The sequence below is a fragment of the Pseudoalteromonas sp. MMG006 genome, assembly GCF_018101025.1.
GTDB lineage: Bacteria > Pseudomonadota > Gammaproteobacteria > Enterobacterales > Alteromonadaceae > Pseudoalteromonas.
Genome location: NZ_JAGJEJ010000014.1, coordinates 39,583 through 56,517, shown reverse-complemented (window position 1 = coordinate 56,517; position 16,935 = coordinate 39,583). Strand labels below are relative to the sequence as shown.

The following is a 16,935-nucleotide window of genomic DNA, read 5'->3' as shown; positions in this document are numbered from 1 at the left end:
ATAAAAGCTTGCTGTTGTTAGCGGGTCCGTTGATACTATCAAATATCACAGTGCCATTGTTAGGAATTGTTGATACCGCCGTAATAGGGCACTTAGGTAGCGCTCATTACTTAGCGGGTATTGCCCTAGGCTCCGCTGTTATTTCTATTTTATTCTGGCTCGCTGGTTTTTTAAGAATGAGTACCACGGGACTGGTTGCTCAAGCATATGGAAAAAACGATTTAACTCAGCTTGCTGCTTTACTTAAACGAAGCTTATTGCTTGCAAGTGCAGTTGCTGTGTTATTAATTGTGTTATCCCCCTTAATAAAACACGCTATAGCTTACCTTTCAGCTGCGCATAACGATGTACTTATTCAAGCCTATCAGTACTTTAGCATTCGAATTTTTAGCGCTCCAGCGGCATTGTGTAATTTAGTGTTACTCGGTTGGATGCTTGGTGTGCACTATGGCCGAGGGCCATTTTATCTTTTGTTAGTGACTAATATAACTAACATCGTGCTCGATATTTACTTTGTTGTGTACTTAGATTGGGCGGTTGCAGGAGCTGCATGGGCATCACTTATTGCTGATTATACCGCTTTAGTATTTGCTTTGATTTTGGTTGTAAAACTAGCTAAAAAACAAGGGGTTAAATTAAACACTCCTCATTGGCTTAGCATGAGTAAAATGACTGAGTTACTTAGCTTAAACCGCGATATATTTATTCGCTCTTTAATACTGCAATTATGTTTTAGCTTTATGACATTTTATGCGGCGCGTATTGGCGAAACTACACTCGCCGCTAATGCTGTATTACTTAACTTTTTAATGTTGGTGAGCTTTGCCCTAGACGGAATTGCGTATGCCGCAGAGGCTAAAGTGGGGCAGGCGAAGGGCCAACAAAGCGTTAAAAAAATAAGGATGTGGGTTAAAATTAGTGTGTTTTGGGGAATGCTTTTTGGCATTGTATACAGTGCCTTTTTTGCATTATTTGGCAGCACTATAATCAAGCTTTTAACTAATGTACCAGAAGTAATACAAGAGGCTATTCACTATTTACCTTGGGTAATTGTATTGCCTATTTTAGCGATGAGCTGCTTTTTGTTTGACGGCGTATTTGTTGGTTTAACACGCGCTAAAAATATGCGTAACAGTATGATACTCTCAGCTGGTGTAGGCTTTTTTGGTGTGTTTTGGGTATTTATTGATTGGCAAAACAATGGACTGTGGCTTGCAATGAGCTGCTTTATGTTAATGCGTGGAGTTACATTGATTATTAAGTATCAGCGCTTAAAAGCAAATAATCAACTGCTGGATTAAGCTTACTTCCATAGGTCAGGGTCGTGATTTTTAGGGCCCATATCTTTTAAAACCTGAGAAAAGCGATTGGCAAAAATACCGCCATATCCCCAAGCTGCAAAAAAAAGTGCAGGGATTAAAATAACAATGCCGATAATTTGTAAACTGAAGTGTGTATAGTACCCAATAGATATGAAAATCACGGCTAGCACAAACAGTGCTAAGCCGCGAAAAAAGCGCTTTAAGCTCAACTTCGGATTGCTTCCTAAGCGATAAATAAGCTGCTTTAGCATCAATAATGCTTAATAGTAAGAGTGATCGCCTGCTTGGTGCTCTGTAATATCGGCAACACCAGTGATTTCTTCAAACTTAGCTATCATCTCTTTTTCGATGCCTTCTTTAAGTGTTACATCGATCATAGAACATCCATTACAACCACCACCAAATTGAAGTACAGCAATACCTTCGGCTGTTACTTCTACAAGGCTTACTTGACCACCATGGTTAGCAAGTTGTGGGTTTACTTCTGTTTCAAGCATGTGTTGTACGCGCTCGTTTAATGTAGCGTCTTCGCCAATTTTACGTGCTTTAGCATTGGGTGCTTTTAGTGTTAACTGAGTGCCCATTTTGTCGGTAACAAAATCAATTTCAGCTTCTTCTAAAAATGGTGCACTTTCTGTATCTACAACGGCATCAAAACCATTAAAGTTTAAGCGAATGTCACTGTCTTCAACAGCGTCTTCTGGACAATAAGAAACACCACACTCCGCTTGTGATGTACCAGGATTTACAACAAACACACGAATGTTGGTTTGCTGTGATTGATCTGCTAAAAGTTTAGCAAAATGCGCTTGTGCTGTTTCGGAAATTGAAATCATAAAACCGTCTATACTTGACTAAATTACTCGGATACTGCATATCATACTCCGCTCATCGTGTTGCGGCTAGTGTTGAGCGTAAAAAGTTGGCATCTATTTTAAGCAATGCTAGCGTGCAAATAACAAACATTTTTAGAGTGATTTATATGCGCTGGATAGTAACTATAATGGTGGCAATGCTTAGCTTTTCAAGTATGGCAAAACCACTTTCGTATTATTTTGAACAAGATATAGAATTTGATAAAAGTATTCCCACGCCCGAGCAAGTGCTTGGCTACGAAGTGGGTGAATGGCATGTAAGGCACGACCAACTCGTGCGCTACATGGAAATACTTGCCGATAAAAGCGATAGAATAAGCTTTGAAGTAATAGGGCGTACGCACGAGCAGCGCCCTTTAGTGATGCTGAGTATTAGCACGCCTGAAAAACTGGCCAATTTAGAGCAAATTAGACAAACCCACTTAGCACGCTTATCAAATAATGATAAAACTAAAAGCAGTGCAGAGCAGCCTGCGGTTGTTTGGATGGGTTATAGCGTGCATGGTAACGAGTCGTCAGGTAGCAATGCCGCTTTGCTGGTGGCTTATTATTTAGCTGCCGCACAAGGTGCTGAAATAGAAGAGTTACTAAATAACACTGTTATTTTACTCGACCCTTCGCTTAACCCCGACGGCTTAGCGCGATTTGCTAATTGGGCTAATAGTAATCGCGGTATGAACTTATCGAGCGATCCTCAAACCCGTGAACATGTTGAGAGTTGGCCAAGTAGCCGTACTAACCATTACTGGTTTGATCTAAACCGTGATTGGCTATTACTACAACATCCAGAATCACGCGCACGTATTGCTAAATTTCATCAGTGGAAGCCAAATGTTTTAACTGATTTTCATGAAATGGGACCAAACAGCAGCTACTTTTTTCAACCTGGTATAGCGAGTCGCAAGCACCCAATTACCCCAGATGAAAACGTAACACTCACCAAAGCAATAGCTAACTATCATGCAAAAACCCTTGATGAAAATAACGCGCTGTATTTTACAGAAGAAAGTTTTGACGATTTTTATTACGGTAAAGGTTCAACTTATCCCGATGTTAACGGCGGAGTCGGAATTTTATTCGAGCAAGCCAGCTCGCGCGGCCACGTACAAGAAACCATAAACGGTACGCTTACATTTCCTTTTACAATAAAAAATCAGCTTTTAACAAGTTTATCTACTTTTGAGGCCGCTGTTGATAATCGCGAGGCTTTATTAAACTACCAAGCTAAGTTTTACAATCAAGCAATTGATTTAGCAAAGGATGAAAGTTTTGAAGGTTACGTAGTGGAAGGTGCTAAAGACAGCACGCGCATTAAGTTATTTTTAAATCTATTAAAGCAGCATCAAATAACCGCCTACCCACTTACGAAGTCGCTAAAAGCTAACGGTAAAAGCTTTTCTACTAATAGTTATTTTATACCATTGGCTCAGCCTCAATTTCGTTTAGTGAAAGCTATTTTTAGCGAACAAAAAAACTTTGTCGATAACACGTTTTACGATGTATCGGGTTGGACGCTTGCCCATGCGTTTAATTTAGAGTTTGCGCAGGTAAAAAGTAGCCGGGGCTTAGAAGTGGCAAGCACTGAGTGGCAAAAAGCTGTAAAGCCTTCATTCGCTTCATTAAAACAGGAATATGCATTTGGCTTTGCATGGGATGATTACTTAGCGCCTAAAATGCTAAACAGTCTTTTAAAGCAAGGTATTAAAGCACGTGTTGCACTAAGCGGTTTAACGGCTCAATCACGTTCGGGAGAAATAAAATTTTCACCGGGCAGTATTATCGTACCTGCTGGGCTGCAAAATAACAGTGATTGGGTCGCTATATTAAATAAAGCCCAAACTCAATTTGGCATTGCTATTAAGCCTATTACAACAGGCCTAACACGTGAAGGTGCTGATTTAGGGTCGCGCACTATGGCGGTACTAGAAGAGCCTAAAGTGTTACTTGTAGGCGGTAAAGGCGTTAGTCAGTATGAAGTTGGCGAAGTATGGTACTACCTTGACCGTTTTGTGGGTGTTGCGCCTACGATTGTTGAAATGCAGCGTTTAAGTAGCTTGGATTTAACTAATTACACACACATTGTACTTACTAATGGTAATTACTCTGGCCTGGCTGATAGCGAAAAAGTGGCTATTAAAAGCTGGGTAAGAAAAGGCGGTGTGATTTGGGGCCACAAAGGCGGGGCTAAATTTTTAGCTGATCAGCAATTATTAAAAGCCAGCTACTTATCGCGTCAAGATGTAGCGAGTGCATTTAATACGCAAGGGTTAAACTACGCTGATAAAGATCATTTAGCAGGGCGTCAGCGCATTGCTGGTGCTATTTTTAATACTCAGGTTGATACAACACACCCACTTACGTTTTCACTTAACCGCGATACATTACCCGTGTTTAAAAACAGTACGTGGTTATTAGAAAAGTCAGATGCTCCGTTTGTAAATATTCTTACTTATCCAGAAAAGCCGCTGCTAGCAGGCTTTACTGACGGGGTAAACGAGGATCAAATTGCAGGTGGTGCAGCTATGATTGCTCACTCGTACGGACGAGGAAGTGTTATCGCCATGACAGATAACCCTGTGTTTAGAGGGTATTGGTATGGTACTAGTCGCTTACTAAGTAACGCTTTGTTTTTTGGCCATACATTCAGAGTAAATGGCGGTTAATACTATTTATATTTAAAACAGGCTGCTAAGGCCTGTTTTAAGCCACAGAGTTTTATACATTTGTGGTTAGTTTTAAATATGACATTTCTATGAATTTACAATGCAGACGCATTTTAGTTCGTCATTTTAATTTACTATCTACCCTCTTTTAAAAGCATTATCGCTATAGGTTTAATTATGGTTTCCAGAAGACAGTTTCTTTTGAGTGCAGGTACGCTTGCATTTATCGGCCTTTCTAAAAGCGCATTTGGTAAAGTTACTTTAGCTAACTTAGCAGATAGCGTATATGCATACGGTGGTTTAATTCCTGATACAAAAAAACTACTCGATTTACCTGCTGGTTTTAGCTACAAGGTTATTTCTCAATTGGGCGATACTATGGATGATGGCTTAAATGTGCCGGATAAAGCCGACGGCATGGGCTGTATAGCACTTGACGAAGACACTGTCGCGTTAGTTCGTAACCACGAACTTTCCCCTAAAAATATTAAGCACGCAGCCACTAGTATTCAATTGCATAAAACACCGTTAGCGTATGATGAATTTGAAGATGGCGTGGCGTTACCTGGCGGCACAAGCCATATAATTTACAATATGAAAGAGCACAAAAAAGAACAAGAATACTTATCCTTATGTGGAACAATACGCAATTGCTCTGGTGGTATTACTCCATGGGGGAGTTGGCTTACTTGCGAAGAAACAGTCGCTAGTCAGGCCGATGGATTAGGCAAATCTCACGGTTATATATTTGAAGTACCTGCTACGGCAAAAGGTTTGGTAAAACCAGAACCACTTGTTGCAATGGGCCGATTTAATCATGAAGCCGCTGCAATCGATCCACGTACAGGCATTGTTTATCTTACTGAGGATAGGGGTGATAGTTTATTTTATCGTTTTATTCCTAATGAATATGGCAAACTTAATAAAGGTGGCCAGTTGCAGGCTATGGTTATTAAAAAACACGCTCAATTTGATACCCGAAATTGGAGTGAAACTGCAATGCTTAAACACACACAAATGGAAGTTGAGTGGGTTGATTTAGATGATCCACAGAGCCCAAAAGATGATTTAAGAATAAGAGGTCACAAACAAGGAGCTGCACTGTTTGCCCGTGGAGAAGGTATACACTGGGGCAATAACGAGCTTTATTTTTGCTGCACTAACGGCGGTAAAAAGCAGCTTGGGCAAGTAATGAAATATCAGCCATCGGAATTTGAAGGCGCTGATAATGAAAGCGCTTCACCAGGTAAAATAGAACTATTTGTAGAAAGCGAAGACGAGTCGTTATTTAACTTTGGTGATAATTTAACTGTTGCACCTAATGGTCACCTTATTGTTTGTGAAGACCAATATACAGATATAGTAGATAACCATTTACGTGGTGTTACACCTACCGGAGAAGTGTATACGTTTGCGCGCTTAGCTGAGCAAACAGAACTAGCCGGCGCTTGTTTTTCACCCGACGGGACTACGTTATTTGTAAATGTATACTCGCCAACTAAAACGCTCGCCATTACTGGCCCTTGGGCTCGCTTTAAAGCATAGCCATGTAACCTGTTAAGCGTCTAAGGTTTACAATGCTTAACAGGTTTATTATGCGTATAAATAATCAATTATTCTATCGACACACCTTGTAGTAACGTTATAGTATATCTATTATGCAAGCATCTGTTTTACATTCACTTAGAAACCACAAAGCATTATTAAACTACAGTGCGGTGTTTTTTTTGTTGTTCAGTGTTTTTTCTGTATGGCACGATACTGCACATGTCTTAAAAACTGAGCAAGAATGTGAGCTGTGCTTAAGCTCCCTTGATTTAGAACATTCTATACCTGCCAAAGTAAGCCTGTTTGCGCTAAATACAGATCATTTTTCTGCAATACAATTTAGTAGCCAGCACTTTTATAGTGAATTTGTGGCTGTTGCAGGAAACAGAGACCCTCCAATTGTTATCTTAAATTAACCAGATCTCTAATTAAGCGGCTTTCTAACCAATTAAAGTAGTGTTGATATTTAAATTATTTTGCTAGCGAGGGCTTTTTAGTGCGCGAAATAAATTTATGATTCAGAGATCTGGTTAAGTTCATCAGTTAAAACATCCTTAGCACTCTTAATAATAACGAGTGTGTTTTATTGTGTACTTTAGAGATAACAAAATGAAAAGTAACTATTCACCTTTAGTAATCGCTTTATTAGCAGCAATGAGTAGCACGGCGTATGCCGATGAAAAAAACCTTCAAAAAGACGAAACAGACATTGAAAGAGTCTTAATTACAGCGTCGCCAATAAAGCGTACGGTGCTTGAGTCAAGCACCCCTGTAACAATTTTAAGTGGCGAAGAGTTAGATCAAAATCAAGCTGCAACGTTAGGCGATACATTAAAAAGTGTACCCGGGGTACACAGCTCTTATTACGGACCTGTGGCAAGTAGCCCTATTATTAGAGGCTTAGATGGCCCAAGAATTAAAGTGGTTCAAAATGGTTTAGGTGCATCAGATGCATCGCGTGTAGGGCCAGATCATCAGGTTTCAACCGAAACATCTACAGCCACCCAAATTGAGGTTTTAAGAGGCCCAGCTACGCTTTTATACGGCAGTGGTGCTATTGGCGGAGTAGTAAATGTGGTCGATAACCGCTTACCTACGCAAAGGCAAGAAGGCGTAAGTGGTGAAGTATTTGCGCAGTACGATAATGTTGCAGATGCTAAAGTTCTTTCAACAGATTTAAACGCAGGTTCCGGCGATTTTGCTTTTCATATTGATGGATATACCCGTAAAACCGATGATTACAAAATCCCTGTACCAGCAGATATTGATGAAGACGGTGGCAGTACTACACTTGCAAACTCAGATATTGACGCAAGTGGCTATAACCTAGGCGCAGGCTGGATAACTGACGATATGCGCGTTGCTTTTTCGTATGGGCATATGGACTCTGACTATGGCTTACCGGGTGAAGAGGGCGTATTTATAAAGCTCAACCAAGATCGCTATCAAGGCGTAGTGGATTGGAATAATTTAGATGGCTTTATAAAAGCAGTGCATTGGCAAAACGCTTATACCGATTACGAGCACTCTGAAATTGAAGGGGCTGAAATTGGCACTACTTTTAAAAACGAAAGTATAGAGTCAAGGTTGTGGGCTGAGCATGCACCTGTTTATGGCTGGAAAGGAATTGTGGGCTTACATTATAACCATAGCGATTTTGAGGCGATTGGTGAAGAAGCATTTACGCCTCCAACCAAAACAGACAGCATTGCTGCATTTTTAATGGAGGAGAAAAAAGTAGGCTCGCTATTGTGGCAAGTAGGTACTCGTGTTGAGCAGTCAACACATAATGTAGACAATGACTTTTTTACAGCCCTTAGTTCGCCTAACTCAGTTTCGTTTGACGATAAAGATTATGACGCGGTTTCAGGTTCTGCTGGTGTTGTATGGAGTATCAATGATAGACACTCATTAGCTTTCAATTACGCATATTCACAGCGTGCACCTTCAGCTTCAGAAATATATGCATATGGGCCCCATATTGGCTCTGGTACTTACGAAGTTGGCGGTGGATTTGAGCTTAGTAACAACGCCGGTCAATATAGTGTTGTTCAATCTAATGACAGTATGGATAAAGAGGTTTCAAATAATTTAGACCTTACATATAGATATACTGGCGATACATGGAACGCTAACGTTAGCATCTTTAATAACGATATTAGTGACTATGTTTTTGAAAGCTTCACAGATTTAGTTATCAGTGATGGTGCTTTTATTACCTCAGCCGATTACGAAAACCAAGTGGCTGTTTCAGGTGAACCTAACGACGAAGCTGATGGCTTGCCTGTCGTGTTGTTTGCACAGCAAGACGCTCGTTTATATGGATATGAAGCGCATGTAGATTGGCATTTAAACGATGATTGGCGTTTAGAAGTGTTTACCGATTATACGCGCGCTAAATTAGAATCAGGCGGTAATGTACCAAGAATACCACCAATGAGAGTTGGCTCGTCAGTACATTATGAATATGGAAATTGGCACACCGAAGTGGAAGTCATTCGTAATGCTAAACAAGACAAAATAGCGGATAACGAAACTTCAACAAAGGGTTATACCATGCTATCGGCCTCAGCTAATTATTACCTAGATTTAGGCGATGTAGATATGACCATTTATATAAAAGGCGATAACTTAACTGATCAAGAAGGGCGTGTGCATTCATCGTACTTAAAAGACGAAGCCCCTTTACCGGGACGCTCAGTTAGTTTAGGCGTAAGAGCTCGTTTTTAAATGAAATAATTAAAGCGGCGTTAAACAGGTGGTAAATGCCCACACATGTTTAGCGCCCGCTTGTTTTAAAGCTTGTGTAGCAGCATTAAGTGTAGCGCCTGTTGTCATCACATCATCAATAATAGCAATTGTTTTACCGCTCATATCCTGTGTACAAATAAAGGCATTTTTTAAATTTTTAACTCGCTTAGCTTTTGAAAGTTCAGATTGCGCTTGCGTTTTTTTATTGCGAATAAGGCTGTTATTTAAAGGTGCAACTTTAATTAATAAAGGTCGCCACACTTGGCTTACTTGATTAAAACCACGCGTAACAAATCGACTTTTATGCAACGGTAAAATAATAAAGAAGTCTGGCAGAGTAGGGCTTTGCTCAAAAAACTGCGTAAGCTGTTTTTCAATGACTTGCTGTAATGCCTTTTTATAATGAATTTGGTTATTAAATTTAAGCTGTTTAAGCCAGAGCTCAAAAGGTGCTTGATAAAATGCACAAGCAAATAACGTATCAAATTCACAGTTAGGAAACATGTCAACAATATCAGGTCGGTGCAGTAAATTTTTATGCGCTGTAAAATCAAATAATGGTAAGTCTTCAAGGCAAAAACTACATAACCCTAAATTAGTAGTAATAGGGCTTTGGCATTGCACGCAGTATGAAGGAAATAACCAATTTAAAACCGCCTGTTTCATTGATACAACCTTCGCATTGCAATCGCCTTTTTAAACGCTATGATGAGCCTAAGTTTGGTAAAGGTTTGGTAAATATGCAAAATGAGTTAGTGCTATTGCACGGATGGGGAATGAACCAAGGCGTTTGGCAATTAATAAAGCCAGAGCTAGAGTTTTTATATTCAGCAAATGTACGCAGTCTTGATTTACCTGGGTTTGGTGATAGCCCTGCTTGCCCAACGCCCTACACTTTACATGATGCGGCAGCACTTTTAAGTGAGCAACTAAAGCCAGACTCTATTCTAATGGGGTGGTCGTTAGGTGGCTTATTTGCTCTTTATATTGCTAAGCATTGGCCAGAAAAAGTATCAAAAGTAATTTTAATTGCCTCAACCCCTTTTTTTGCTGAGGCAGATAATTGGCCGGGAATAAAAGCAAATGTATTGGCGCAGTTTAAAGAGCAGTTAGTTAACCATCGAGAAAAAACAATAGAGCGCTTTTTAGCTATTCAAGCAATGGGTAGTGGGTCGGCACGTGATGATATAAAGCAGCTTAAGCAATTACTAAATCAGTACGGCGCACCAAAAAGTGAAGCATTGAGTGCAGGTTTAGATATTTTACAAAATGACGACTTGCGTGACTTATTTGCACATTGCTCTGTGCCGATTAAAGCTATATTTGGTCGGTTAGATGCGTTGGTGCCGTACAAAGCGATTAGTAAAATGGCAGCACTAAATGCTGACTTTGAATACGAGGTGTTAGATAAAGCCTCACATGCGCCGTTTATTTCTCATAAAGATGAGTTTTTATCTACCGTTAAATCAATGCTTTAAAATAGAGAAAATATTAACGTTGTTTAAAGCTTTATTTTGTATATAACCTGAGCGATAATTAAACAATGTTTAGTTGGTGGAGGTTTTATTATGCCAATAGGGTCTGTATTTAATAGTGGTGTTGAAGGGTTTAATCGTGCAAGCCAAGGTATAGAAAAGGCAAGCGCTGAGATTAACCGTGCCAGCATAGATCAGCAAGACGATGCGCAATTAGCGCAACAGCGTCAGCTAACAGCCGCACGCCCAGAAGAAGCGGTTACTGCACCCGTTGCACAGCCCGCGCGTGTTGACGAAGCACTTGTGAATTTAAAAGTGGAAGAGTTTAACGCCAAAGCTAATACGCAGTCTATTCAAACGGCCGATGACGTATTAGGCACGTTAATAGATATTAAAGTGTAGCAATAATGAATATCGTCACGCCTTTTCCGTCAATCAATATAAACACCGCAAATGTTTATACGGAATCTGCACGGCGTGACAATCAACTTCGGGAAGTTATTCCAGCTCCAGCGTCAAGTAGCGCAAGCAATACTGAAACTAAAGCCCAAAGCGACGCTGAAAAAGCTAAGCTGCCAGGCAGTAATAGTGATGTATCGACTTATGATGCCACCGGTAAACTAGCTGACGATAAAGCAATTGATCAGCGTGAAGGTAATTCAGAAAATTCAGAGAGTACTGATCAAGAGGGCGAGCAAGAAGCGTCTCAACAAGAAACTGAGCAAGAAGAGCAACAGCTCGAACAAGAGCAACAACAAATAAAAGAACTGAAAGCGCGCGATACCGAAGTGCGAGTTCATGAGCAAGCGCACGCCTCTGTAGGGGGGCAGTATGCTGGCTCTCCTAGTTATGAATACCAGCGCGGTCCAGATGGCACAAATTACGCTATTGGCGGTGAGGTACAAATTGATGTATCTGAAATCCCAGATGATCCGCAAGCGACAATAGATAAAATGCAAACGGTACGTGCAGCGGCACTTGCCCCAGCAGAGCCATCAAGTGCCGACAGAGCAATCGCTGCTGATGCAACACAAAAAATGGCGGCTGCCCAAGCTGAGCTTTCAGCTCCTAAAGAAGAGCAAACTGAAGAAAGTGAGCAAAGCACTAAACTCTCATCAAACGAAACCAGCACAGCAGAATCACAAAGCGATACTAATACAGAGCAATCACGCGATCCTGAAGTAGACGCACGAGCCGGTCGTATTGCTAATTTTTATCAAATGACGAGCTCTCCACAAAGTGAAAGTGGCTTTTCGGCGTATGGTTGATTAGGTTTAGGTTAGTTAGCATTAAAACAATATAAATAATAAAAAAGCCGCATTAGCGGCTTTTTAAGTTTAGTAAGTTAACAGCGTTTACTTTTTAGTTTTTGCGTTAGCAAATGCATCTGCAAATGCATTACCCATCATCGCATTGCCATTATCGCGTTTTGGCTTAGCTGCGCGAGGTTGCTGTGAGTTGCTGTTACGTTGTTTTTGAGGAGCAGTGGGTTTATTACTTGTGTCTATGTCGTCATCTAAACGCATAGTAAAGCTAATACGTTTACGAGCTGCGTCTACTTCAACTACTTTTACTTTTACAATGTCGCCAGCTTTTACTACTTCGCGAGGGTCTGAAATAAACTTATTAGTAATAGCTGAAATATGTACAAGGCCATCTTGATGAACGCCTACATCAACAAACGCACCAAAGTTGGCAACGTTAGATACAACACCTTCTAAAATCATACCTGGTTTAAGGTCGCTAATTTTTTCAACGCCCGCTTTAAATTCAGCAGTTTTAAACTCAGGACGCGGATCGCGACCAGGTTTATCAAGCTCACTAATGATATCGGTCACCGTTGGTAAACCAAATTTCTCGTCAATATAGTCGTTAGCAGCAAGTTTATTTAAAAAGTCACTGTTACCAATTAAGCTACTTACATCAAGGCTATTACGTTCACAAATACGTTTAACAATTGGGTAAGCTTCAGGGTGAACAGATGAATTATCTAGAGGGTCACTTCCATTGTTGATACGTAAAAAGCCGGCTGCTTGTTCAAAGGCTTTTGGCCCTAAACGTTCAACTTTTTTAAGTTCACTACGCTTAGTAAATACGCCGTTAGTATCGCGGTAATTAACAATGTTTTGCGCTAGTGTTTTGTTTAAGCCAGACACACGAGTAAGTAATGGCACTGAGGCCATATTTAAATCTACACCTACTGAGTTTACACAGTCTTCAACTACAGCTGTTAGCGTTTGCCCCAATTGACTTTGTGACACATCGTGTTGATATTGGCCTACACCAATTGATTTTGGCTCAATTTTAACAAGTTCAGCAAGAGGGTCTTGTAAACGACGAGCAATAGATACAGCTCCTCGTATAGAAACATCTAAATCTGGAAATTCGTTAGCAGCAAATTCAGAGGCTGAGTAAACCGATGCACCCGCTTCGCTCACCATAATTTTATTAATTTTAAGCTCGGTATTGGCTTTAATTAGTTCGGCAACTAATTTATCTGATTCGCGAGAAGCCGTGCCATTACCGATCGCAATCAGCTCTACTTTATGTTGACGACAAAGCTGTTCTAATGTGCGAAGTGATTTATCCCAATGATTTTGTGGCGCATGAGGGAAAATAGTTTGTGTGGCAAGCAATTTACCTGTGCTATCTACAACGGCAATTTTACAGCCAGTTCGTAAGCCAGGATCGAGCCCTAAAGTAGTTCGCGGGCCTGCTGGAGCTGCCATTAATAAGTCTTTTAAGTTTTTAGCAAATACATCAATAGCGCCAGTTTCTGCTTTTTCGCGCATTGCTGCTAAAAACTCATTCTCAAGGTGTAAGCCGAGTTTAATTTTCCATGCCCATTGCACAACATTTAAAAGCCACTCGCTTGCAGCTTTATATTTAATGTCTAAGCGGTAATGCTCGGCAATCATTTGTGCGCATAGTTGCGCTGAATTTTCTGAGTTAGGCTCTGGGTTTACGTTTAACTGTAGAATGCCTTCGTTACGAGCGCGCAACATAGCTAGTGCACGGTGAGAAGGAACTTTTTTAAGGGCTTCTTGATGCTCAAAGTAATCTCGGTATTTAGCGCCAGCTTGTTCTTGCCCTTTAATAAGAGCGCTTTCTATAGCGCCGTTTTGGCTTATGTAACTTCTAAATTTAGCAAGCAATTTAGCGTCTTCGGCAAAGCGCTCCATTAAAATAAACTTAGCGCCATCAAGTGCTGCTTTGGTATCTGCAATGCCTTTCTCGGCATTTACAAATTGTTCAGCTTGTTGCTCTGGGTTTAAATTTGCATCGTTAAATAGTGCATCGGCAAGAGGCTCTAGGCCTGCTTCAATTGCTATTTGGCCTTTAGTACGGCGCTTAGCTTTATAAGGTAAGTATAAATCTTCAAGCTCTGTTTTACTTTGTGCGCTGGCAATATCGGCGCTTAGCTCGGCGGTGAGTTTATTTTGCGATTCTATCGTCGATAAAATAAAACCACGGCGCTCTTCAAGTTCTCGTAAGTACGACAAGCGTTGCTCTAAAAGACGCAGTTGAGTGTCATCTAATCCACCAGTGATTTCTTTACGGTAACGTGCAATAAAAGGAACAGTTGCGCCTTCATCAAGTAACTTTGTTGCTGCAACAACCTGTTGCTGCTGTGCATTTAGCTCTGAGGCTAAACGTGCAGAGATATCGCTCATGCAAAAACCTTTTTATACAATAAAATAAGACCAGAAGCGTGTTACTGGCGTCGTTAATTGCTTGAATAATATCACAGGAGGTAGTAATAAAAAGCTCTTAAAGCAAGCTATTTTACTTGCTTTAAGATGGTTGGGTTGGGAGTAAATTACTGCGGTTAAAAGAGCGCTCTAGTGAGGGTGCTCAATGTTTTCTAATACTTCACTGAAAGAGTGGGCTATTGGCGTAATATGTACTGGTATGTGTAATGTTTTAGCTATTTGGCGAGCTGAAATTAAGCCGCAAATTTCGCTGCTGGCTGTTGTTACCAATAAAAACATCGTGCCTTGGTGCTCCATCGTTTGAAGCGCATCACCAATACATGCGTAGCTTAAGCTTTGCATGCTTACACCTGTAAGTTTACTAATAGGGGTCATGATGTCGCGTAAGCTCACTTCGCTTTTTGGTGTATTTAAACGCTGGGCAATAATAGTGATTTTAGAGCTTTGTAGATCAGCGCTAGAAACCAGCCCAATTAATTTTTGATTTTCATCAGTGACTAAAACAAAGTCTGATTGTTGTGCACTTACTTGTTTTAGTGCTTCAGTTATCGTTGTTCCGTACTGTGCACGGATTGGCGTTTTATGGGTAAAGTTATTTACCATTTTTAACGCAGGAGATGATAAATCAATTAATGGTTGATCGTCTGCAAATGTGCTAGCAATAACACCGTGAGATACATTTTGGGTACGTAATTCTTTAAAGTTAGACATAATAGTCACCTTAGTCGTTATAAAATTTAATTAAGTTGTAAAATAATGAATTAAATTAAATAGCTAGGTGGTCCACGTTGGTACGCAGTGCTAAAAGGTCTGTTTAAATTAGTGCTCTTATAAAAAGAGTTTACGACATTAGGAAGTGGTTGAAGCGCCCTAAAGGTAAATGCATTAACGTGAGAGTCAACGTCAAAGTCGAGGTTAGCTTGGTCAGGAACATCGCAAGCAATAAAGTGGTTGGTTAGCTTAGCGCTATCAATGTTTACTTGTGTAGTATTGGCATGCAGAGACAAACTTACACTCATAAAAAGTGTAAATAATACGGCATTACTTAATATGCGCTGTACTACGTTTGACATGGCCACTACCTTAAAAAATACAGGTTAACCAAATAACCTGATTAACTCTCTTATAACCTACTCAAATAGATTACACAATAAAAAGTTAATATGATCTGAATCAAAGTTTTTATTGATAACTACTGTTATTGGGCTTTATTTTTGATATTCAATACTATTTACGTACCACTCCTTTTTACCTTGAGGTGTAACTACTTCAAAATCGTCATCTACTTGCTTTTTAATAAGTGCGCGAGCCATCGGTGAATCGATTGATATGTAATCTTTGCGATCGTAAATTTCATCAGGGCCTACAATTCTGAACTTTTTAGTTTCACCTTGCTCATTTTCTATTTCTACCCAAGCACCAAAAAATACTTTACCAGCTTGCTCTGGTGAGTAATCAATAATTTTTAAATCGGGCAAACGCTTGCGTAAATAGCGCACGCGGCGATCAATTTGACGCAGTAGTCGCTTATTGTATTGATAGTCTGCATTTTCAGAGCGATCACCTAAGCTTGCTGCCCAACTTACAATTTTGGTTACTTCAGGGCGCTTTACGTTCCATAAATGGTCGTGCTCTTGTTGCAGCTGCAAATACCCCTCTCGGGTCACTAAGTTTGTTTTCATGATGAATTCTTTATTAACTCTAATGGTGTGCACGTTATTAAAATTGCCAAAATTTGTCGAGCGTAAACTTTAATAATATAGCTTTGAAATGTTCAGTAACAATCTAAGCAAGTAATTAGTTTTTGATTATTAAGTTTTTCATTTATATTAACTATTAACTGGATATAAAAATAAGAAACACAATGAGACATGAAACTACAAAAGTATTGGTTGTCGATGATGACATGCGCTTGCGCAGCCTGCTAGAGCGTTATTTAGTAGAGCAAGGCTTTATTGTTAGGACGGCTGCAAATTCAGAGCAAATGGATAGGCTCATTGAACGTGAAAACTTTCACTTAATGGTTCTCGATTTAATGCTCCCAGGCGAAGACGGCTTATCTATTTGCCGCCGCTTACGTCAAAAAGAAAACGAAATTCCTATTGTTATGCTTACTGCAAAGGGTGATGAGGTAGACCGCATTATTGGTCTTGAGCTTGGTGCCGATGACTACATTCCAAAACCATTTAACCCACGCGAATTATTAGCGCGTATTAAAGCTATTTTACGCCGTCGAGCAAAAGAGGTTCCCGGTGCGCCAGCCGCTGAAGAAAACTTAATAGCTTTTGGTAAATTTACACTTAATTTGGCAACACGCGAAATGAGCGAAGGCGATAAAACTATATCACTAACCAGCGGCGAGTTTGCAGTGTTAAAAGCTTTGGTCTCGCACCCAAGAGAGCCACTTAGCCGCGACAAATTAATGAATCTTGCTCGTGGGCGTGATTACAGTGCGCTTGAGCGCAGCATTGATGTACAAGTATCACGACTACGCCGCATGATTGAAGTAGATGCGGCTAATCCACGCTATATTCAAACCGTTTGGGGTTTAGGCTACGTGTTTGTTCCTGACGGTGAAAAGTAATTTA

General features: G+C 40.3%; 16 protein-coding genes. 9 read left to right on the top strand and 7 right to left on the bottom strand.

Going from position 1 to position 16,935, the window contains the following annotated elements; translation table 11 throughout:
* Positions 1-29 precede the first annotated feature (29 nt).
* On the top strand, positions 30-1,301 hold the full coding sequence (locus J8L73_RS13550) for an MATE family efflux transporter (RefSeq protein WP_247659663.1): 1,272 nt from the start codon (positions 30-32) through the stop codon (positions 1,299-1,301).
* Between the two features lie 2 nt (positions 1,302-1,303).
* On the opposite strand, the gene J8L73_RS13545 is transcribed toward J8L73_RS13550, so the two are convergent.
* Positions 1,304-1,573: a hypothetical protein gene (locus J8L73_RS13545; RefSeq protein ID WP_138682999.1), complete on the bottom strand. Its 270-nt coding sequence runs from the start codon at positions 1,571-1,573 to the stop codon at positions 1,304-1,306.
* 9 nt (positions 1,574-1,582) lie between these two features.
* The gene (gene nfuA, locus J8L73_RS13540) at positions 1,583-2,158 is read right to left on the bottom strand and encodes a Fe-S biogenesis protein NfuA (protein WP_211001330.1); all 576 of its coding nucleotides are present in this window, start codon (positions 2,156-2,158) and stop codon (positions 1,583-1,585) included.
* 146 nt (positions 2,159-2,304) lie between these two features.
* Between nfuA and J8L73_RS13535 the strand changes: the two genes are divergently transcribed.
* From J8L73_RS13535 to J8L73_RS13520, 4 genes are all read left to right on the top strand, one after another.
* Positions 2,305-4,860, top strand: a complete 2,556-nt coding sequence (locus tag J8L73_RS13535; protein ID WP_211017859.1) for a M14 metallopeptidase family protein — start codon at positions 2,305-2,307, stop codon at positions 4,858-4,860.
* Positions 4,861-5,037: 177 nt separating this feature from the next.
* Entirely contained in the window at positions 5,038-6,405 is a 1,368-nt protein-coding gene (locus J8L73_RS13530; RefSeq protein ID WP_211017857.1) for an alkaline phosphatase PhoX, read from the top strand.
* Positions 6,406-6,518: 113 nt separating this feature from the next.
* Positions 6,519-6,824 (top strand): hypothetical protein, encoded by a 306-nt coding sequence (locus J8L73_RS13525; protein ID WP_211017855.1) that lies wholly within the window; start codon positions 6,519-6,521, stop codon positions 6,822-6,824.
* 193 nt (positions 6,825-7,017) lie between these two features.
* Positions 7,018-9,138 carry a TonB-dependent receptor gene (locus J8L73_RS13520; RefSeq protein WP_211017853.1) on the top strand — a complete coding sequence of 707 codons (2,121 nt, stop codon included), beginning with the start codon at positions 7,018-7,020 and terminating at the stop codon, positions 9,136-9,138.
* A 9-nt stretch (positions 9,139-9,147) separates the two neighbouring features.
* Here the strand turns inward: J8L73_RS13520 and J8L73_RS13515 are convergent, their stop codons facing one another.
* Complete coding sequence (locus tag J8L73_RS13515; protein WP_211017852.1) at positions 9,148-9,825, bottom strand: phosphoribosyltransferase family protein; 678 nt, start codon at positions 9,823-9,825, stop codon at positions 9,148-9,150.
* A 74-nt stretch (positions 9,826-9,899) separates the two neighbouring features.
* On the opposite strand from J8L73_RS13515, the gene bioH reads away from it, so the two are divergent.
* The 3 genes from bioH to J8L73_RS13500 all read left to right on the top strand — a co-directional run bounded on the left by bioH (position 9,900) and on the right by J8L73_RS13500 (position 11,902).
* Positions 9,900-10,637 (top strand): pimeloyl-ACP methyl ester esterase BioH, encoded by a 738-nt coding sequence (gene bioH / locus J8L73_RS13510; RefSeq protein ID WP_211017850.1) that lies wholly within the window; start codon positions 9,900-9,902, stop codon positions 10,635-10,637.
* 90 nt (positions 10,638-10,727) lie between these two features.
* Positions 10,728-11,036, top strand: coding sequence for a hypothetical protein (locus J8L73_RS13505; RefSeq protein ID WP_211001323.1), 309 nt, complete (start codon positions 10,728-10,730; stop codon positions 11,034-11,036).
* 5 nt (positions 11,037-11,041) lie between these two features.
* Positions 11,042-11,902 (top strand): putative metalloprotease CJM1_0395 family protein, encoded by an 861-nt coding sequence (locus tag J8L73_RS13500; protein WP_211017848.1) that lies wholly within the window; start codon positions 11,042-11,044, stop codon positions 11,900-11,902.
* An 87-nt stretch (positions 11,903-11,989) separates the two neighbouring features.
* Here J8L73_RS13500 and J8L73_RS13495 read toward each other — a convergent pair whose 3' ends face one another.
* From J8L73_RS13495 to greB, 4 genes are all read right to left on the bottom strand, one after another.
* On the bottom strand, positions 11,990-14,308 hold the full coding sequence (locus tag J8L73_RS13495; RefSeq protein WP_211017846.1) for a Tex family protein: 2,319 nt from the start codon (positions 14,306-14,308) through the stop codon (positions 11,990-11,992).
* A 168-nt stretch (positions 14,309-14,476) separates the two neighbouring features.
* Complete coding sequence (locus J8L73_RS13490; protein WP_211001320.1) at positions 14,477-15,058, bottom strand: CBS domain-containing protein; 582 nt, start codon at positions 15,056-15,058, stop codon at positions 14,477-14,479.
* A gap of 50 nt (positions 15,059-15,108) precedes the next feature.
* The gene (locus tag J8L73_RS13485) at positions 15,109-15,420 is read right to left on the bottom strand and encodes a hypothetical protein (RefSeq protein ID WP_211017844.1); all 312 of its coding nucleotides are present in this window, start codon (positions 15,418-15,420) and stop codon (positions 15,109-15,111) included.
* Positions 15,421-15,555: 135 nt separating this feature from the next.
* Positions 15,556-16,029: a transcription elongation factor GreB gene (greB, locus tag J8L73_RS13480; protein WP_211017842.1), complete on the bottom strand. Its 474-nt coding sequence runs from the start codon at positions 16,027-16,029 to the stop codon at positions 15,556-15,558.
* A 182-nt stretch (positions 16,030-16,211) separates the two neighbouring features.
* Between greB and ompR the strand changes: the two genes are divergently transcribed.
* Positions 16,212-16,931 (top strand): two-component system response regulator OmpR, encoded by a 720-nt coding sequence (gene ompR, locus J8L73_RS13475; RefSeq protein ID WP_211017840.1) that lies wholly within the window; start codon positions 16,212-16,214, stop codon positions 16,929-16,931.
* The last annotated feature ends 4 nt before the right edge of the window (positions 16,932-16,935 follow it).